The sequence below is a fragment of the Geopseudomonas aromaticivorans genome (genome assembly GCF_019097855.1).
GTDB lineage: Bacteria > Pseudomonadota > Gammaproteobacteria > Pseudomonadales > Pseudomonadaceae > Geopseudomonas > Geopseudomonas aromaticivorans.
Genome location: NZ_JAHRGL010000027.1, coordinates 1 through 17,985, shown reverse-complemented (window position 1 = coordinate 17,985; position 17,985 = coordinate 1). Strand labels below are relative to the sequence as shown.

The 17,985-nt window shown below is 63.8% G+C and carries 16 protein-coding genes, 1 tRNA gene and 1 pseudogene; 5 read left to right on the top strand and 13 right to left on the bottom strand.

The window, feature by feature from the left end:
* Positions 1-299: 299 nt before the first annotated feature.
* The 3 genes from KRX52_RS11300 to KRX52_RS11290 form a co-directional block, all read right to left on the bottom strand.
* Positions 300-1,271 (bottom strand): IS5 family transposase, encoded by a 972-nt coding sequence (locus tag KRX52_RS11300; RefSeq protein WP_217681833.1) that lies wholly within the window; start codon positions 1,269-1,271, stop codon positions 300-302.
* A 142-nt stretch (positions 1,272-1,413) separates the two neighbouring features.
* Positions 1,414-2,205 carry an inovirus Gp2 family protein gene (locus KRX52_RS11295; RefSeq protein ID WP_217681832.1) on the bottom strand — a complete coding sequence of 264 codons (792 nt, stop codon included), beginning with the start codon at positions 2,203-2,205 and terminating at the stop codon, positions 1,414-1,416.
* Positions 2,206-2,695: 490 nt separating this feature from the next.
* On the bottom strand, positions 2,696-2,884 hold the full coding sequence (locus KRX52_RS11290; protein WP_217681831.1) for a helix-turn-helix transcriptional regulator: 189 nt from the start codon (positions 2,882-2,884) through the stop codon (positions 2,696-2,698).
* 197 nt (positions 2,885-3,081) lie between these two features.
* Between KRX52_RS11290 and istA the strand changes: the two genes are divergently transcribed.
* Together istA and istB are read left to right on the top strand one after the other, a co-directional pair.
* Positions 3,082-4,767 carry an IS21 family transposase gene (gene istA, locus KRX52_RS11285; protein ID WP_217681830.1) on the top strand — a complete coding sequence of 562 codons (1,686 nt, stop codon included), beginning with the start codon at positions 3,082-3,084 and terminating at the stop codon, positions 4,765-4,767.
* A complete protein-coding gene (gene istB / locus KRX52_RS11280; protein WP_217681829.1) occupies positions 4,655-5,404 on the top strand; it encodes an IS21-like element IS1474 family helper ATPase IstB in 750 nt (249 codons plus the stop codon). Before istA ends, istB begins: the two co-directional genes overlap by 113 nt.
* Positions 5,405-5,498: 94 nt before the next feature.
* Here the strand turns inward: istB and KRX52_RS11275 are convergent.
* Both KRX52_RS11275 and KRX52_RS11270 read right to left on the bottom strand, forming a co-directional pair.
* A pseudogene (locus KRX52_RS11275) lies at positions 5,499-5,576 on the bottom strand (AlpA family phage regulatory protein); the annotation flags it as partial.
* Between the two features lie 69 nt (positions 5,577-5,645).
* Positions 5,646-6,956: a hypothetical protein gene (locus KRX52_RS11270; RefSeq protein WP_217681828.1), complete on the bottom strand. Its 1,311-nt coding sequence runs from the start codon at positions 6,954-6,956 to the stop codon at positions 5,646-5,648.
* A gap of 180 nt (positions 6,957-7,136) precedes the next feature.
* Here KRX52_RS11270 and KRX52_RS11265 point away from each other — a divergent pair, with 180 nt between their 5' ends.
* The 3 genes from KRX52_RS11265 (at position 7,137) to KRX52_RS11255 (ending at position 8,835) form a co-directional block, all read left to right on the top strand.
* Entirely contained in the window at positions 7,137-7,868 is a 732-nt protein-coding gene (locus KRX52_RS11265; RefSeq protein WP_254797535.1) for a hypothetical protein, read from the top strand.
* Between the two features lie 298 nt (positions 7,869-8,166).
* Positions 8,167-8,243, top strand: a tRNA-Met gene (locus KRX52_RS11260).
* 115 nt (positions 8,244-8,358) lie between these two features.
* On the top strand, positions 8,359-8,835 hold the full coding sequence (locus KRX52_RS11255) for a hypothetical protein (RefSeq protein WP_217681827.1): 477 nt from the start codon (positions 8,359-8,361) through the stop codon (positions 8,833-8,835).
* On the opposite strand, the gene KRX52_RS11250 is transcribed toward KRX52_RS11255, so the two are convergent.
* From KRX52_RS11250 to KRX52_RS11215, 8 genes are all read right to left on the bottom strand, one after another.
* Positions 8,832-9,749 carry a DMT family transporter gene (locus KRX52_RS11250; RefSeq protein WP_217681826.1) on the bottom strand — a complete coding sequence of 306 codons (918 nt, stop codon included), beginning with the start codon at positions 9,747-9,749 and terminating at the stop codon, positions 8,832-8,834. The two genes, KRX52_RS11255 and KRX52_RS11250, sit on opposite strands and share 4 nt — an antisense overlap.
* Before the next feature lie 170 nt (positions 9,750-9,919).
* Positions 9,920-11,248, bottom strand: a complete 1,329-nt coding sequence (locus tag KRX52_RS11245) for a flavin monoamine oxidase family protein (protein WP_217681825.1) — start codon at positions 11,246-11,248, stop codon at positions 9,920-9,922.
* A 92-nt stretch (positions 11,249-11,340) separates the two neighbouring features.
* A complete protein-coding gene (gene rimI / locus KRX52_RS11240; protein ID WP_217681824.1) occupies positions 11,341-11,793 on the bottom strand; it encodes a ribosomal protein S18-alanine N-acetyltransferase in 453 nt (150 codons plus the stop codon).
* Positions 11,790-12,593: an energy transducer TonB gene (locus KRX52_RS11235; protein WP_217681823.1), complete on the bottom strand. Its 804-nt coding sequence runs from the start codon at positions 12,591-12,593 to the stop codon at positions 11,790-11,792. The genes rimI and KRX52_RS11235 overlap by 4 nt, the downstream gene beginning before the upstream one ends.
* The gene (locus KRX52_RS11230; RefSeq protein WP_217681822.1) at positions 12,590-14,134 is read right to left on the bottom strand and encodes a 2-isopropylmalate synthase; all 1,545 of its coding nucleotides are present in this window, start codon (positions 14,132-14,134) and stop codon (positions 12,590-12,592) included. The genes KRX52_RS11235 and KRX52_RS11230 overlap by 4 nt, the downstream gene beginning before the upstream one ends.
* A 106-nt stretch (positions 14,135-14,240) precedes the next feature.
* Entirely contained in the window at positions 14,241-16,523 is a 2,283-nt protein-coding gene (locus KRX52_RS11225) for a PqiB family protein (protein WP_217681821.1), read from the bottom strand.
* On the bottom strand, positions 16,516-17,136 hold the full coding sequence (locus KRX52_RS11220; protein ID WP_217681820.1) for a paraquat-inducible protein A: 621 nt from the start codon (positions 17,134-17,136) through the stop codon (positions 16,516-16,518). The genes KRX52_RS11225 and KRX52_RS11220 overlap by 8 nt, the downstream gene beginning before the upstream one ends.
* On the bottom strand, positions 17,123-17,785 hold the full coding sequence (locus KRX52_RS11215; RefSeq protein WP_217681819.1) for a paraquat-inducible protein A: 663 nt from the start codon (positions 17,783-17,785) through the stop codon (positions 17,123-17,125). The genes KRX52_RS11220 and KRX52_RS11215 overlap by 14 nt, the downstream gene beginning before the upstream one ends.
* Between the last annotated feature and the right edge of the window lie 200 nt (positions 17,786-17,985).

The following is a 17,985-nucleotide window of genomic DNA, read 5'->3' as shown; positions in this document are numbered from 1 at the left end:
GCGGGTCTGTTTGCGTTTGCCGGCGTACTCCGCATCGGCGAAGGACAGTTGCTTCATGCAAGGGGGGCTCCAGAGGGACTGGCGGCTATTTCACCAGATCGGGAAGTGTTTTTCAGACCTTCCCTAAGAGACTAAAATATTGGCCACCCAAGAAATATCCGATTCACGCAAACATGCATCCGTTACCTGCAACCTGCACTTAGGGAGGTCTGAAATAGCCTTGGCTGCCGTCTTCGTCCTACCCGGCAAGCAACTCTATTCCTTGCCCTGCACGGGCTCCCTGTGGGCTGCTGCCCAGATCACGGACGCCCCTCGCCTGCCATCAGCAGTCGTTTACGCATAATCCAGAGGTTCGACGGGGCAAACAGGGTGACCAATTGGGCCGTGCTCTTCGCCACCCCACGGAAACGCATCTTGGTGTAGCCAAACTGGCACTTGATCACCCGGAGCGAATGTTCAACCTTGGCTCGCGTCTGGGCCTTAGCCTTCTCTATCTGGCGAATAAGGCGCCCGAGCAGGCTGCGCTTGCCCAGCGGCTTGTAGGTACTGCAGCGAGCGGCAACCGACCAGATGACCTTGCGCCCCTCATGCTCGGCGCGTTTTTCAACGCCGGTATAGTCGGCGTCAGCGCAGACATACGGCTCTTCGCCGTGCAGCAGTATGTCGACATAGGTGACATCTGCCGCGTTGGCTGCCGTGCGATCACGCTGTGCACCAGGCCGGAATCGTCCGCCGATGTGCACCCTCATGCCGAAGTAGTACTGGTTGCCCTTCTTGGTCTGGTACATCACCGGATCGCGCTTGCCGTCCTTGTTCTTGGTCGAGCTGGATGCATGGATGATGGTTGCGTCGACGATGCTGCCCTGGCGCAACAACAGGTCGCGCTCGCCCAGATAGCCATTGATGACCTCCAGGATCTGGTTGGCCAGGTCGTGCCTTTCCAGCAGACGACGGAAGTTGAGGATGGTGGTTTCGTACGGAGTCCGATCTAGGTGCAGTCCAGCGAAGTGGCGCAGGATCGCAACCTCGTAGAGGGCTTCCTCCATCGCCGGATCGCTGTAGCCGAACCAGCTCTTCATGAGGTGCACACGCAGCATGGCAGCCAATGGAAAGGCTGGACGCCCACCTTCGCCTCTCGGGTAGTACGGCTCGATCAACACCATCAGCGCCTGCCACGGCACGACCCGATCCATTTCGATCAGGAAGCGCTCACGGCGGGGCTGCTTGCGCTTGCCGGCGTACTTGGCATCGGCGAAGGACAGCTGTTTCATGCAAGGGGCCCCAGTGAGCTGGCGGGCTATTTCACCAAGTCGGGAAGTGTTTTTCAGAACCTCCCCAGACGGAGAGATCAGCTTCCTCATCCGCAGACACCGAGGCCCTCAATCTCAAACCGTGTTCAGTGGCGTATTGACCCTATCCCCTGCTGGTACCGAACCCCCGCTGACGATCCCCATAGGACTTTGTAGCCACCTTGCATAGGTAGCTGGCTCGACGGAAAAGATCAGGCAGACGAGCCAGACCACGGGGCTTCTTGCGACGAAAAGCGCGTGCACCAGGCCACCATGCCTCTCTTCGAAATTCATCGTCCTCGCCAGGCTGACTTTCCGCACAAGCTCTGGAAGCGTCGTGCCGGTTGATTCGGTATTCAGCATTCTCTGGAATATTCACCAACCCTACGACCTGGTCGACTGACAGCCCCAGCGCACTGGCCCAGGCGTCTTCCATTCGTCGAATGTTGTTGATTTTCTCGGAGCGCAACCTTCCTACCGTGTAGTAGGCATCCCGGTTGAGCAGAATCAGCACGTGGTAATGGGGCCTGCCTCCCTGCGGAATCTCTCTAGACCAGACGTACCGCACCTTGCAGCCACGAGCGTATCCACGTTCACCCACCTTGCCCTGGTGGTACTTGATCCTCCTCGTGAAGGACTCGAAGAACCGGCTGATGACCTGGTTGGTATAGGCGTAGTCAGGCAGATCGACTCCCTGGGGTAGCCTGAGATCCACCCTGAATGCCAGCACCCTCGGGTACTCAGCCATGGCCAGCTCGATGGTGTGCTTGAGATCGGACAGGTACTCACGGATGAAGGGCCCCTTGTCGAGCATCACGGGTAGGCCATCGTAGGTCGAATCGTAGTGCAGGCTGAGATTGTTGTTATCGGGATGACGGAGCCGGTAGCGCTGGAGGGTATTGGTATCGTTGAACATGGTTATGATCTCTCAGTGGTGAGTTTCATAATCAAGGTCAGCAGTGTTCTTTTTTACTCAGCCCCCTTGCCTGCCTGATCACCCTCGATGGATGTCTGACGGTGTAGTCCACGGTGAAGGGGTATCTGGTCCTGCCTGCGTACAAGGTCTGGTTGGCCCTGGTGGCAGACTGCGGTGGATCCGTCGCGTACGAACCCTTCGGGTAGTAAGGACTAGTAAAAGCATACTACTGGCACCGCAAGTGACTCGCCCGACCAGCTCGGGAAAAACACAGCCGACCACCAAGCCGCAGCGGCATTTTTTGCTGGAGCTGCATTCCGGAAAAAAACCAGAGCGCGGCTCACTGGGCAGAGCTGCCTGACCAGACCCAGCCGGGGCGATGGGGAGCAGCATCGCCTCGGCAGTCTGGCGAGCGCCGATCAACCTGAAGCAGCCAGCCGGCATAGGCGCCATGACCAGCCGTAGCCAGTCATGGCGCTCATGGTCGGTTCTAGCTGACCACGCTCAGGTGGCCGGCGGAACGCGCAGTAGCCCCCTCTGCCAAGTCGCGCTCCTCAATCCTGGCCAGGATCCAGTCGTGCACCTCGCTGTCGACCCAGCCGACACAGCGGTCGCCCAATGAGACGGGCTTCGGGAAGCTGCCTTCCCCTGCGGATTTCGGAGCATCGTGACCGGCCATTTCGGTTGATCGTGACCGGTCATTTCGCTAACGCGTGACCGCTCATTTCGGTAGCAACGTGACCGATTTTCCGCCTGCTCCGAAACAGGCGGTCACGGCTTACCGAAATCGCCGGTCACGGCTTAGCGAAAGCCGTCCCCTGCGTTGCGCATGACCTGACGCGACCGTCACCCTCGCCCGATTTCGGGAGACGAGGGATGGCGGCGCCGCGAGTAGCCATGCGAAACATCAAAGAATGTCTGCGCCTCAAGCTCGAGGCCGGTTTATCCCACGAGAAGATCGCCCGCGCCTTGCAGTTGTCCAAAGGCGTGGTCAGCAAATACGTCACGGCGGCGCGCGTGGCGGGGCTGGACTGGCCTGCGTTGGCGGCCATGGATGAGGCCGCGTTGGCAGCTGCCTTGTTTCCGCCGGCACCGTCGGGCAAGACGCGCGGTGAGCGGGTGCTGCCGGACGTGCTGAGCATCCACCGCGAGCTGCGCCGCAAGGGCGTCACCTTGCAACTGCTGTGGGAGGAATATCTCGCCGCGCATCCCGGCCAGCCGACCTACCGCTATACCCAGTTCGTCGAGCACTACCGGCGTTACGCCCAGACGCTCAAACGTTCGATGCGCCAAGTGCACCGTGCGGGCGAGAAGCTGTTCATCGACTATGCCGGCCCGACGTTGCCGGTGGTCGATCCGGCCACCGGCGAAATCCGCCGGGCGCATATCTTCGTCGCCGCCCTGGGCGCCTCGAATTACACCTATGCCTGCGCGACGCCGGGTGAAACCCAGGTGGACTGGCTGACCGCGTTGGGCCAGGCACTCAGCTACTTCGGCGGCGTGCCGGAGATGGTCGTGCCGGACAATCCGCGCGCCCTAGTCGCGCTGCCGGATCGCTACGAGCCGGGCCTGAACCGGGCGGCACTGGAGTGCGCGCGCCATTACGACACCGTGATGCTGCCGGCCCGGCCGCGCAAACCCCAGGACAAGGCCAAGGCCGAGGTGGCGGTGCAGGTGGTCGAGCGCTGGATCATGGCGCGCCTGCGCCACCGGCAGTTCTTCAGCCTGCATGCGCTCAACCAGGCCATCGCCGAACTGCTGGAGGATCTGAATCGACGTCCGTTCAAGCGCCTCGACGGCTGCCGGCGCGACTGGTTCGAGCGCCTGGATCGCCCGGCCTTGCGAGCGTTGCCGGAGCATCCCTACGAGGTCGCCACCTTCAAGCGCTGCAAGGTCAGCATCGACTACCACATCGAGGTCAATGGCAGCTTCTACAGCGTGCCCTCGGCCCTGGCCCGGCAGAGCGTGGACGTGCGGCTGACGGCGCACACCCTGGAAGTGCTGCATGGCAACCGGCGGGTGGCCAGCCATGTGCTGCTGGGCCGTCGCGGCGCCTACAGCACCCAGCGCGAACACATGCCCGCCGCACACCAGGCGCACCGCGAATGGACACCGCAACGCCTGCTCGACTGGGGCGAGCGGATCGGCCCCTGCACGCGCCAACTGATCGATCACCAGCTGACCCACAAGCCGCACCCGGAGATGGGCTACCGCGCCTGCCTCGGCCTGCTCTCGCTGGCCCGCCGCTACGGCAATGCACGGCTGGAAGCCGCCGCCGAACGGGCCGTCCAGCTGCGTGCCTTCACCGGGCGCAGCGTGCGCAACCTGCTCCAGCAAGGCCTGGATCAACAGCCGCTGCCCAAGCGTGCGGCCGAAACGGCCTTACCCGAGCACCACGAAAACGTCCGTGGCGCCGACTACTACCAACCCCCGCAACAGGAGCTGTTCGATGATGCCGCAACACACCCTGAATCAACTGCACCAGCTACGCCTGGACGGCATGGCCCGTGCGCTGGAAGAGCAATGGACGCTGCCGGCCAGCCACAGCCTGAGCTTCGATGAACGCCTCGGCCTGCTGCTCGACCGCGAACTGGCCTGGCGTGACAACCAGCGTCTGGTGCGACTGCGCAAGAAGGCCAAGCTCAAGTACGCCAACGCCTGCCTGGAGGATCTCGACCGCCGCCCCGGCCGCGCCCTGGACGAACGCCTGATCGCCAGCCTGGCCAGCGGCGACTGGATCCGCCAGCAGCACAACCTGCTGCTGACCGGGCCGACCGGCGCCGGCAAAACCTGGCTGGCCTGCGCCCTGGGTAATCAGGCCTGCCGCCAGGGTTACAGCACCCTGTACCTGCGCACCCCGCGCTTGCTGGAGCAACTACGCATCGCCCACGGTGACGGCAGTTTCGGCCGCACCCTGCAACAGCTGGCCAAGGTCGACGTCCTGGTGCTGGACGACTGGGCGCTGGCCCCGCTGGAGGAAGGGGCTCGGCATGACCTGCTGGAAGTGATCGACGACCGCGCCGGCAACCGCTCCACCATCCTGACCAGCCAACTGCCCCTCGAACACTGGCACGGCTGGATCAACGACCCGACCCTGGCCGACGCCATCCTCGACCGCCTGGTGCACAACGCCTACCGGCTGACGATGAAGGGCGAATCACTGCGCCGGAAAAAAGCCGAGGAACAAGCCGCATCGTGACCGATGCGATTACAATCCAGAACCCGCGCAACCGGGGTGGAAGCACCGGTCACGTATTAGCGAAACGCTCGGTCACGTTCACCGAAATCCGCACTTCCCCGATGTATTTGTAAATGGTCGACCGTGCCAGACCGGTCGAGTCGATGACTTCTTTCAGGCGGATGATCCTCATGAGCAGGCTCCTCTGTTGGCTCAGAGGATGTGCACGAAGAGTAAAAAATGACTGATCGACCTGAAATGCCTACCCTGTCAGCAATCCAAACTCGTAGCGGTTACGAACATCCAAGTCCGCCTCGCTGTCGAAACGCCTCAGGAATCCTCCACGAACATCCGTGTAGACAATGCACCCCTCCTGCCGCTCCGGCGCGGGGTAGAAAATGAGCGATATGATCCTCAAGCCATCCTGCCGTTCCGGCGCTGGTATCAACCGAATTAACTGAGGTTGATACCCCGACCAAGCCTTGCCATTCAGCTTCTCCTTCAGCTCCTCAGCCCACTCGAACGCCAGTTCAAAGAAGTGGTCGAGCACGCCTGGCCAGTAGTACTCATCCGCACCCAGCCCCGTGCCACTGACTTTCAGCTGCCCTAACTCTCTAGCGATCATGCCTTCCATAGAAGCGGGAGCATCGCCATACCGCTCACCCGGGCCACCCCACGTCAACGAAAGCAAATGCGACGTGTACCTAGCCAGCTTATGGCAGAGCACATTCAATACCGCCGGCCCCAGATCAAGAAGAGCAGATGCGACTTCAGGATTCAGCCCACACACCACCCTCTCGCGCAGGGATCGTCCATCGTCGGCGTAAACCAGCACGGCACGACGAGAGCGCTGCTCACCCAGCTGTGGATGATCAAGATTCAGGTAGTAGGTACTAGGAACTTTGGCACCAATGAAGACGCCATTGGATACCCCAGGCACATGGCCGCGTATGTAACCCAGACTGGCTAGTCGCCTCACCTGATGTTTGAGCGCCGCGGGGTTCAAGCCTGTCATCGCCCGAAGCCTCGCCTCCCCCACACCAGCCACAGCCCCGCACTGATCCGCAAAGCTTAAAAGAGAGGCCAGAAGCACCCTTGTGGACGCACCCAGGCGCCCATGGGCGCCTGGGGCTGCCGGTCGGCCATCCTTGCGAACCAGCTTACGAGGCGCGACCTCGCACCTCATGTCGACTTCAGACCGAGGCCCCTCGGTATGAATCTCAGACTCACTGAAGAGGCGGTGGATCAGTTCCTGATGATCCAGGGAGCCTCGTCCTGACCTAGCAAGCAGATCGAGCAGGTACTGCGACGCCTGATATTCCTGTCCCGGGCGGCCCACCTTATCCGCCTGTTTCTGAGCTACCAGCAGCTCGGCCTCAACCAGCTCGTGCACAGCATCCCTGACCAGTCGCTCCGTCAAGCAAAGGAGCTTTGCAATCGGCTTGATCTTGAACGTAGTGGCTGGCGCGATGCATCCCCGAGATGCCATTGCTTGCAGAAAAAACCTAGCTTCTACTCCAAGATCAAGACCTTCAAAAAAATGCAGAAAAAAAGCCATAATCAAACCGATCAACCATCGAATTTAGATCACATTTTATACCCTATAAAAGCAGTCAATCAAATTCATGTAACGGATACGTTAACAGCGCAAGCAACATATACATTAACAAATCCGTTAACATCGCTTTAAACGTGTCAAGAAGATTTTCATGCAACAAGACCTGTAACAGGGCTTGTAACAGAAAACTCTGCGATGAGCGCTTCCACCCCTGACCAGCGGGGCAATGGGCAAGGAGATAAGAAAATGGGCGAGACTTCGGCAGCACCAAGCTGGCTGAACGAAAAGGACGGGGAAGAGTGGGCGTGGGCGGCAAACTACCTAATGAGCCGCAGCTCTGCACAACTGAGAAGCAAAATCAGCATCCTTGCTGACACTGACTTCAAGCGGCTCACCAGAGCAATCGACGCCCTGGAATCCGAGGCTGAAGGCGTAAAGCTGATTGAGCGACTGAGGAATGCCATCAGGCAGCGGCGGTATCGCTTATCCAAAGGAGGCAAAAAGACCTGCTCTTTCACCCTTCCGCGTGAGACCAAGGCCACGCTGAAAAGCCTGGCCAAGAAGTATGGAACAAGCGAAACCATGCTGATCCAGCGCCTGATTGATGCAGAGGCCCAGCAAGCCCAAAAGCAGAAGCGCCAGGAAGAGCTGACAGCCAAGATCATGCACAACGCACAAAAGCTTGCACAAGAACTGAGCCAGGTCCGGATTGAAGAAACTGAAAAGCGACTGCTTCACTGCCTGAAACAGCTCGCCCGCTGGGAAATATTTTTGAAAGAAGAGCTGTCTTCGCTCCCTCCAGAGGAAGAGGCGGCGGCAGCTGAAGCTGCGGAAAAGCAGATGAAGAGTATTCGTGAGGCTGTCAACGCCTCGGTGGCGTACCGTGAGTTGATGAGCCCGAGGTCGATGAGCTACAACGAGAGCTAACGGCAGAGTGACCGAGAGTGTATCGCCACACATCACTCACGAAACCATAACCGGGTACAAAACCGGGTACAAAAAAAACGAAATTTAGGTAGGCCCACATACAGCTAGGGATAGCAGCCGTACTTCCCAGCTAACGTCTGAGTCGCCCCGCCCTCCCTCAAGACCCGGCCCGTGTGCCGGGTCTTGTCGTTTTTACCAGCGCAAATCGTGCCGCGCAGCCAAGCCGTTGATCCGCCTGAGTATTTTTACGAGACAGGGGTTGACAACAGCTCCGCCGACGCGAATAATGCGCGCCGTTGGCTACGTAGCTCAGTTGGTTAGAGCACGGCATTCATAATGCTGGGGTCCGGGGTTCAAGTCCCTGCGTAGCCACCAAATCTCAAAAGGGCCTGCAGCGATGCAGGCCCTTTTTCGTTGTGCCGGAAAAGTGTTCAGGCTAGGCTGCAGGGGCCCGGAAGGATCCGGGTAACCACCCATGCCAGGAGGCACCATGCCCGCACTCCGGACGGTCGTCCCGCAGCGCACCCGGGGGCACGCACCCCGACTTGTATTTCTCGTCCTCGCCGGCTGGCTGTCCGGCGCCAGCGGGGCCCAAGCGGTCGGATCGCCACCGCGCCAGACGGCGTTCGACGAGAACAACTACCAGCCCCGCGAAATCGTCAATCGCCTGCCACCGCCACCGGCGGCGGCGACAACCCGCACCACACGCAGCCCCCCCACCAAGACGGTCACCCGCTCGGCCAAATGGTCGTGGCGAAGCCGCCAGGTCGTCGAGCGCGGCACCTTCCAGTGGCGCGAGCACAACGGACGCATCGACTACGCCAGCGTGTGCATGAACGAGCAGGCCGGCTCCCTGCGCTACCGCGACTGCCGCAGGGGCGCCAAGCCGGCGTTCGCCAAGCTGTGCAAGGCGCGCCGCGATTCGGCCGCCTGCCACGCGCAGAACAACTACTCACCGCTGCGCTAGCTTGAGGCCACCGTCTTCGTCACCGCCGGGCGGGTGGCCAGCAACAGGCCGGCGAAGATCAGCGCCCCGCCCAGCCAGTGGTAGAAGGCCAGTCGCTCGCCCAGCAGCAGCCAGCCGAGCAGCGCGGCGAACACCGGCATCAGGTAGCTGAACAACGAGGCGCGCGCCGCACCGAGCACCTTCAGGCCGTGGTTCCAGCTCAGGTAGGCGAGCAGCGAGGCGAACAGTGCCGTATAGCCGATGGCAGCCACGTTGAGCGGCGTGACCATGAAGCCCCCGCTACGGATCAGCTCGAGCAGGTAGAGCGGCAGCATCAGCAGCAGGCCGAACAGGATCATCACGCCCAGCAGGGCCAGTGGCGGCAGCGCCAGGCGCGGTGCCCACAGGCGCATCAGCAGCGAGTACAGCGCCCAGGCCAGCACCGCCAGCAGCATCAGCAAGTCGCCGCGATAGAAGTCGAGGGCGCGAAAGGTCGCCAGATCGCCACGACCGATCAGCAGCAGCAAACCGCAGGCCGCCAGCGCCATGCCGAACCAGGCACGTCGCGCCGGCCATTCGCCGAGCAGCACACCGGCACCGAGGAAGGTCGCCAGTGGCAGGCAGGTGTTGAGCAGGGTGATGTTGATCGCCGAGGTGCTGTGCGCCGCGTGGTAGAGCAGCGAGTTGTAGCTGGCGATGCCCAGCCCGGCGACCAGCCACAGGCGCCAGCCGGCGGCGCGCACGACAGCGCGTTGCTGCCACAGGGGACCGGCAACGAAGGGCAGGAGGATGGCCAGCGCCAGGGACCAGCGCCAGAACGCCAGCGCCATCGGCGGGATGCTGTCAGCCACCGCCCGGGCGACCAGCGCATTGCCGGCCCAGCACAGGCAGGACAGCACCAGCCCGGCGGCGGCCCAGCTGTGGCGCAGGTTCATCGGCACGCCCTGCCGGGCAACGGCCACGAGTTCAGGACCGCAGCGCAAGGACAACCGCACTCGCGCCGGTGCAGTGGAATATGGGGTAAAGGCATGGACGACTCCTGGCAGACCAGCCCGGCACCTTACGAACTGCCTCACCGTCTTGGCAAGCCAAACTCGCCCGCCGTTCAACCGAACCCGAGCACTTCCTCGGCCGCCTGCTCGCCAGCCTCCACCGCACCCTCGAGGGTGCCCGGCCAGCGCCGCGCCAGATCGGCACCGGCGAAATGCACGCGCCCCAGCGGCCGACTCAGCCGCGGCGCCAGCAGGCTCCAGCCACCGGACGGCCACAGTGCCTCGGCGCCGCGCAGATAGGGGTCGTCGGCCCAGCACTGCAGCAGGCACTCCAGCGGGGTACGCGCCGGTTCGCCGAGCAGCCGGCACAGGGTATCCAGCAGCAACGCGCGCTGCGCCGGCTCACCCAGGCCACTGCAACGCCTCGCCAGCTCCCCGCTGAGGCGTACACGCAAAGCGCCCTCACCCGCACGTGGAGCCTGCTCGACAACCAGGCAACCGGCAAAATGGCGCGGCAACCCGACATGCGGCAGACGCTCGCGCCAGAACGGCCGCTCGTAGCGCAGCTGGGCATCGACCTGAGGCTGGGGCAACAGATGGCGCAGCGCATGGTCGTGCCAGCCCGGCAGCGCCGGAGTGAAGCCCAGCCGCACCAGCTGTGATGCCGGCAGGGCGAGCACGACACGCCGCGCCCGGTAGCGGCCACGCGCGGTGAGCAGCTCCACCGTCGAGGGGCCCTGCTCCAGGGCCAGCAGCGGAGTATCCAGGTGCAGGCCATCGCCGAGGCGAGCCGTCAGGCCCTGGCAGATCGCCTGCATGCCAGCTAGCGGACGCCACTGGTGCTGGCCAAGCCGCCAACCACACAGGGCGTCGAGACCACCATGGCGGCGCACCTGCAGCTGCGCCTGCAGCAGCGAAAGGTGCTGCGCGGCGGCGCCGAACAACAGCTCGGCGAGCTGGTCACCCAACTGGCCAGCCTCCTGCCCCAGCCAGCGACGCTGTAGCCAGTCGGCCAGCCGCTGTCGATCCAGCTGCTGCGCCCGCACGTGTCCGGCGGCCGGCTCAGTCGGCAACAGCGCGGCCTGCCGGTCCAGCTGCCGCCACAAACGCTGCACCCGGGTCCGTGCGAGCCAAGGCAGGCCGGCCAGCGTCTCGCCGTACAGCAGTGCCAGGCTACCCGCAGCCACGCTGCCCTGTGCCTCGAGGCGCAGCCCCAGCTCAGATACCAGCCGACACAGGCGCGCCTGGCCCTCGCCGAAGCCGCCGGCGCCCAACTCGACCAGCGAGCCGGCGACGAACTGCCGGGTGAGGATGCGCCCGCCGATGCGCGAACCGGCCTCCAGCACCCGCACGTCCTTGCCTGCCCAGGCCAGCCGCCAGGCAGCCGTCAGCCCGGACAGGCCGGCACCGACCACAATCACCTCGGCGGTATGCAGCGTCATGACAGGTTTCTCTACAGCAAGGGAAGAACGGCAGCGGCGAGGCAAGCACGCCTGCTTGCCACGCCGCTGGCGGGAAAGGCGACAGGAGGAAGTCAGTCGAACAAGGGGCAGGCCATCACCAGCGCATCCTCGCGCCCGCCGATCGCCGGGTAGTAGTCGCGCCGCCGGCCGATCTCGTTGAAGCCGAAGCGCTCGTACAGGCGGTAGGCCGCCTGGTTGGAGGCCCGCAGTTCGAGGAAACACTCGTTGCCGCCGCGCTCGCGGGCGCGCTGCATCAGGTGGGTGAGCAGGTGCAGGCCGAGTCCGCGGCCCTGGCTTTCCGGCTTGACGGTGATGTTGAGCAGGTGCGCCTCGTCGAGGATCAGGTTGATCACCCCGTGGCCGACCTGCTGGCTGCCCTCGAACATCACCCAGCACTCGTAGGAGCTCAGTGCATCGCTGAAGGTACCGCGGGTCCAGGGATGGCTGAAGGCGGCGTACTCGATCTTGAGTACCGCATCCAGGTCGTCGGCGCTCATGCGCCGGAAGCTTACTGCATCACTCATTGTTCACTCGTCCAGCGACGCATCGCGCGCCGCATGCTGTGCCACAGCTCGGCCTTGAGGGGCGGAGCTTCCATCAGTTGATCCAGTCCCGGCAGGGTCCAGGCACTGCCCAGCCCGCCCAGGGCGACTTCCCGACAGGCGGCCACTTCGTCCTCCTCGCCGGCGAAGCGCGCGGCCGGCGTGCCGACCAGCCAGACACAGACCGCCGGCTCCTGCTCCAGCTGGCCCTGCACCACGGCGCGCACGTAGTCGCGGGCGGCGGCAGGGCCCTGGTCGAATTCGCGATTGCCGCGAATCAGCGGCCAGCGGATCGGCTCACCCACGGCACGCGGGCTGTCCGGCAGGCCGGCGGCGCGCAGCAGGTCCTTGAGCAAGCGGTAGGCCGGGTCACGACTGGCGAACAACTCGCCGCTGGGCAGCTCGACCAGCAGCAGACAGTTGCCGGCTCGCAGCAGCTGCAGGGCAAAGCGCGGCGGCGGTTCGCGGCGCACCACCGCAACCGCCGCCGATGCTTCGACCTGCGGGGCAGCAGCCTTGCCCGACGCCGACTTGAGCGGCAGCACCGCAATCTTGCGCGGCGCGGCCGGCTTGTCCACCACCGACGCTTCAGGCCCTAGCTGGGCAGCCTGCGCCTGGCGCGCAATCGGCTGCGGGCGCGACCGCGGCGGCTCGGCGGCCACTGCAGGCAGCGTCAGCAACTCGGGACGCGATGGCGCGGCGAACGGCAACACCGTGCGCGGCAACCAGGTGGTCACCTGCATGGCGCCGAGGTAGGCCCGGCGCTGCTGCTCGTCGATCAAACGTCAGCCGCCTGCGGGTGGGTCTTGGCGCCACCCTGCATCAGGTTGAGTGCGTGCAGGTAGGCCTTGGCCGAGGCGACCACGATGTCGACGTCGGCGCCGCTGCCGTTGACGATGCGCCCAGCCTTCTCCAGGCGCACGGTGACCTCGCCCTGCGAGTCGGTGCCCTGGGTGATCGAGTTGACCGAGTACAGCTGCAGGCTGGACTGCGACCGGGCGATCGCCTCGATGGCCTTGAAGGTGGCGTCCACCGGACCGGCGCCGCTGGCGCCGGCCTTGTGCTCGACGCCATCGACGCTGAGCACCAGCTGTGCCTGCGGCACCTCGCCGGTCTTGCTCGCCACCTCGAGGAAGGCCAGCTTGAAGTGCTCCGGCGCCTCCTCGGTCAGGCTTTCCGAAACCAGCGCCTGCAGGTCCTCGTCGAAGATCTCGTGCTTCTTGTCGGCCAGCTCCTTGAAGCGGGCGAAGGCGGCATTCAGCTCGGCCTCGCCGGGCAGGACGATGCCCAGCTCCTCGAGGCGCGCACGGAAGGCGTTACGCCCGGAGTGTTTGCCCATGACCATCTTGTTGGCGTTCCAGCCCACCGACTGCGCCGACATGATCTCGTAGGTCTCGCGGTGCTTGAGTACGCCGTCCTGGTGGATGCCCGACTCGTGGGCGAAGGCGTTGGCACCGACGATGGCCTTGTTCGGCTGCACCGGGAAGCCGGTGATGCCGGAAACCAGCCGCGAAGTGCTGAGGATGTGCTCGGTCTCGATGTTGGTGTAGACGCCGAGCAGGTCCTGGCGGGTCTTGATTGCCATGACGATCTCTTCCAGCGCGGCGTTGCCGGCGCGCTCGCCGAGGCCGTTGATGGTGCACTCCACCTGGCGGGCGCCGGCCACCACGGCGGCCAGCGAGTTGGCCACGGCGAGGCCGAGGTCGTTGTGGCAGTGCACCGAGAACACCGCCTTGTCGGCGTTGGGGATGCGGTTGAGCAGCTGGGCAATGGTGTCGGCGTACTGGTGCGGGATGGCGTAGCCGACCGTGTCCGGAATGTTGATGGTGCGCGCGCCGGCGTCGATGGCCGCCTCGATAATCCGGCAGAGGAAGTCGATTTCCGAGCGGCCGGCGTCCTCGCAGGAGAACTCCACATCGCTGCACAGGCTGCGCGCCTTCTTCACCGCGCGCACCGCCTGCTCGACCACCGCGTCAGGCTGCATACGCAGCTTGTACTGCATGTGGATCGGGCTGGTGGCGATGAAGGTGTGGATGCGCCCGCTGTTGGCATTCTTCAGCGCCTCGGCGGCGCGCTCGATGTCGCCGTCCAGGGCGCGCGACAGCGAGCAGATGGTGCTGTCCTTGACCGTCTCGGCGATCGCCTTGACCGCTTCGAAGTCGCCCGGACTGGCAATGGCGAAGCCCGCCTCGATCACATCGACACGCATGCGTTCCAGCGCCTTGGCGATGCGCAGCTTCTCTTCCTTGGTCATGGACGCGCCGGGGCTCTGCTCGCCGTCGCGCAGCGTGGTGTCGAATATGATGACGCGGTCGTTGCTCATATCGGTCTCCTGGTGATCCCATCGCGGGCGTGGCGTTGCACGCCGAATTATTGGTGAATTGTGGCGCGAATCCCGATCCCGGGAAAGCACCGCACCACAGTAGCGATCACTGCCCGAGAGGAATCTTCGGCGCCCAGTTCAGCCACTCGGCCTGTGGCTCGTCGAATAGCACGAAGGTCTGTCCCGGCTGCGCCGGACGCTGCTCGTCGGGAGTGGCGAAGGCGATACCACCGGCAAGGATCGCCTCGACCGACTCGGTGCGCACCGCCACCCCCTTGAGCAGGCCGAAGTCGACATCGACCCCGCTGGCATTCCAGAACCGACTGCCGCCGCGAACCAATGCGGCATAGCGCGGCTCGATGAGGATATGGATCAGTACCCGGTCGGCGGTCGGTCCCAGCTCCAGGCGGATGACCTTGCCTACCGCCATTTCTCGGTAGGTCACATCGTCACCCGGCTCGACCGAGCCGCGGCGCGCAGCACTCAGCACCAGTGCCAGCCCCTCTGCGGTGGGTGTCGCCTGCGGCGCCTGGGGCAACAGTTCGAAGCGCGTCTGCACCTCGACCTGGCGCGGCGCCGGCTGCACCTCCAGATAGGGACCGCTGACCAAGGTATCGAGATTGGCCGTACGCGCCAGGCCCAGCTCCGGGCGTACCACCCAGAAGCGGCTACCGGTGCGGGCGATGCGCTCCCCGGCCACGCTGACGCGAACCTTGAGCAGCACGTCGGCAAGATCGTCGCTCAGCCCTACCTGCTCGACCTGACCGACGTCCAGACCGCGATAACGCAGCAGCGTACCCTCGCGCAGGCCGTCGCCGCGCCTGGCACGCAGTTCGATCAGCTGCCCGAGTGCGCGCGCCTGCTTCTCCTCGGAGAACAGCGTGAAGCGGCGAAAGCGCGGCACGGAGGCCGCCGTGCGGTCGGGAGTGTCGAAGGCGATACCGCCGAGCACCAGGGTCTGCAGCGACTCACTCTTCACTTCGACGCCCGACAACCCACCCTTCAGGCTGATACCGCTGGCATTCCAGAAGCGCGTCGAAGCATTGACCAGCCCTGCGTAGTCCTGCTCGATGTGCACGTCGAACAGCACCTCGCGGCGATCGCCGGAGAGCTGAAAACTCTGCACGCTGCCCACGCGGACCTGCCGGTACAGTACCGGGCTGCCAACATCCAGCGAGCCGAGACGCTCGGCGGCCAGGAGCAGATGCAGGCCGGGGGCGTCGACATTGAGAGGCGGTGCCTTGGCGCTGATGCTGAACTCACGGGTCGGCGCGCCCTCCTTGCCGAAGCGCACCGCTAGGAAGTTGCCCTGCACCAAGGCCTCCAGGCCGGTGATGCCCGCCAGTGAGATAGAGGGTTTGACCACCCAGAACTCGCTGCTGCCAAGCAGCAATTCCTCGGTACGCGGGTCCATGGTCAGTTCGGCCATGGGCTTGGAGAAGTCCCCGCCCATATCGAGACTCTTCAGCGTACCGACCTGCACGCCGTTGAAGATCACCGGAGTACGTCCCGGCTGCAGGCCACTGACATTGTCCAGTTGCAGCATGACCCTGAACCCGGCCTCCGCGGCATCGAAATCCTCGTACAGGCGGAAGGGGATGGCCGGATCCGTTGCCGGGCTGTCCTCGCGATGCTCGGGTGTGGCGAAGGCGATGCCGCCGGTAGCAATGCTGACCAGCGATTCGGCACGCAGCTTGAAGCCCGACAACCCCCCACTGAAACTGATACCGCTGGCATTCCAGAATCGCGTGTGCTTGCGTATCAGGTGAGCGTAGGGCTGCTCGATGTAGATCTGGATCTCGACCGTGCGCTCGTCGTCGCCGAGACGATAACCCTTCACCTGACCGACCTGGATCTGTCGATAGAACACCGGGCTGCCCTGATCGAGCGACCCCAGCCGCTCGGCTTTCAGGGTGAGGTGCAGCCCCGGCAGCTTGTCCGACAACGGTGGCGGCTCAGCCAGCGCCTGAAAATCCGACGCGCGCTCGCCCTTGATCGGATCGACGGCAATATAGATGCCTGATACCAGCGTCTCCAACCCTGTCACCCCGGCGAGCGAAACGCGCGGCTTGACCAGCCAGAACCGGGTCTCCTGGCCCAGGTAGTCCTCGGCCTCGCGCTTGATCTCGATGGTCGCATCGACACCCTGGATATCCTTGCTGACATGCAGGGCGATGACCTTGCCCACGGCAATGCCCTTGTACATGACCTGGGTCTTGTTGACCTGGATTCCTTCGCCATCGGCAAAATGCACGCGAATTTCCACGCCGGCTTCGCTGAAGGCGCGCCACAGCAGCCAAAGGCCGATGATCAGGGCCAGCAGCGGCAACACCCAGATGGCCGACCAGTTACTGGTCTTGCGGATGTCAGGTTGGGCAAGTTCAGTCATGGGCGGGGTCCGTATCGGCATTGTCCCAGATCAGCCTGGGGTCGAAGGTCAGGGCCGCCAGCATGGTCAGCACCACTACCGCAGCAAAAGCCATCGCACCCGCCCCCGCCTCGATGCTGGCGAGGTTGCCGAAGCTGACCAGTGCGACGAGGATGGCGATGACGAAGATATCCAGCATCGACCAGCGGCCGATCCACTCGATGAAGCGGAACATGGCGATCCGCTGGCGCGGCGACAGCAGCTGGTGGCGCTGTACCGAGTACAGTAGCAGGGCGATGCCGACCAGCTTGAAGGTCGGTACCAAGATGCTGGCGACGAACACCACCAAGGCAATGGGCAGCATGTCGGCATGGATCAGCTCCAGTACCCCCTCCATGATGGTCGCCGGGCTGCCCTGGCCGAACAGGTTGACGGTCATGATCGGCAGCAAATTGGCTGGAATGTAGAGCAAGGCTGCTGTTAGCAGCAGTGCCCAAGTGCGCACGATGCTGTGCGGACGCCGCGCATGCAGGCTCGCGCCGCAGCGCCGACAGCGCTGCGGCGTATCGTGCCGCTGGCGATTGAGCTGATGGCACTCGTCACAGACCAAGATGCCGGCATCAATGGCTCGCATGCGCGTCTTCCTCAAGTGCATCCCATATCTGGTGGGGCGACATGGTCACCTCCAGCCAGACCTGCGCTAGCAGCAGGCCGATGAAGCAGAACAACCCGACGCCCAAGTTTAGATCGGCCATGTCGATCAGCTTGACGATGGACACCAGGATGCCGATCAGATAGACCTCAAGCATGCCCCACTCGCGCAGGTGATGATAGGAACGATAGACCCGGCGCCCCCAGGTGCGCGCAACCCGCCAGCGGATGCACAGCAGCACGAGGAGCTGGCAGAGCAGCTTGAGCAAGGGCACCACCATGCTGCATAGGAACACCACCAGGGCCACCACCTCCATGCCGCTGCGGTAGAGAGCGACCACACCGCTCCATACCGTGTCCTGCGTCGTCTGGCCCAGCAGGTTGAGCTGCATGATCGGTAGAAAATTGGCCGGCAGGAACAGCACCAAGGCGGTCAGCACCAAAGCCAGACTCCGCCGCTCCACCCAGGCGCGATGGGCATACAGTTCGTAGCCACAGCGCGGGCAGCATGCCTTCTGCTCCAGCTGTAGGTCAGGCCGGTACATCAGCAGGTCGCACTCGTGGCAAACCACCAGTTGGTCCAGCGGCAGCTGCTGCAGGGGAGCGGGAGATGAAGGCGCGGGATCGGACATGCTCATCACTCGTGAGACAACCTAGCCAAGCTTATCCGAGCGGGCTCTTCGGCTACCGACTTTTCCGCGCTGCAAAGACGAAACCCCGACCAGCTGAGCTGATCGGGGTTTCTGTAGAGGTGCTTGACGATGACCTACTCTCACATGGAGAAGCTCCACACTACCATCGGCGATGCGTCGTTTCACTGCTGAGTTCGGGA

What these genes read in the sequence shown, in the direction of transcription:
- KRX52_RS11215 (WP_217681819.1), bottom strand. Translation starts at nt 17,785, where the DNA reads ATGTCCGATCCCGCGCCTTCATCTCCCGCTCCCCTGCAGCAGCTGCCG.
- KRX52_RS11300 (WP_217681833.1), bottom strand. Translation starts at nt 1,271, where the DNA reads ATGAAACAGCTGTCCTTCGCCGATGCCAAGTACGCCGGCAAGCGCAAG.
- KRX52_RS11245 (WP_217681825.1), bottom strand. Translation starts at nt 11,248, where the DNA reads ATGACGCTGCATACCGCCGAGGTGATTGTGGTCGGTGCCGGCCTGTCC.
- KRX52_RS11230 (WP_217681822.1), bottom strand. Translation starts at nt 14,134, where the DNA reads ATGAGCAACGACCGCGTCATCATATTCGACACCACGCTGCGCGACGGC.
- KRX52_RS11225 (WP_217681821.1), bottom strand. Translation starts at nt 16,523, where the DNA reads ATGACTGAACTTGCCCAACCTGACATCCGCAAGACCAGTAACTGGTCG.
- KRX52_RS11290 (WP_217681831.1), bottom strand. Translation starts at nt 2,884, where the DNA reads ATGGCCGGTCACGATGCTCCGAAATCCGCAGGGGAAGGCAGCTTCCCG.
- KRX52_RS11265 (WP_254797535.1), top strand. Translation starts at nt 7,137, where the DNA reads ATGAGCGCTTCCACCCCTGACCAGCGGGGCAATGGGCAAGGAGATAAG.
- istB (WP_217681829.1), top strand. Translation starts at nt 4,655, where the DNA reads ATGATGCCGCAACACACCCTGAATCAACTGCACCAGCTACGCCTGGAC.
- rimI (WP_217681824.1), bottom strand. Translation starts at nt 11,793, where the DNA reads ATGAGTGATGCAGTAAGCTTCCGGCGCATGAGCGCCGACGACCTGGAT.
- KRX52_RS11220 (WP_217681820.1), bottom strand. Translation starts at nt 17,136, where the DNA reads ATGCGAGCCATTGATGCCGGCATCTTGGTCTGTGACGAGTGCCATCAG.
- istA (WP_217681830.1), top strand. Translation starts at nt 3,082, where the DNA reads ATGGCGGCGCCGCGAGTAGCCATGCGAAACATCAAAGAATGTCTGCGC.
- KRX52_RS11255 (WP_217681827.1), top strand. Translation starts at nt 8,359, where the DNA reads ATGCCCGCACTCCGGACGGTCGTCCCGCAGCGCACCCGGGGGCACGCA.
- KRX52_RS11295 (WP_217681832.1), bottom strand. Translation starts at nt 2,205, where the DNA reads ATGTTCAACGATACCAATACCCTCCAGCGCTACCGGCTCCGTCATCCC.
- KRX52_RS11250 (WP_217681826.1), bottom strand. Translation starts at nt 9,749, where the DNA reads ATGAACCTGCGCCACAGCTGGGCCGCCGCCGGGCTGGTGCTGTCCTGC.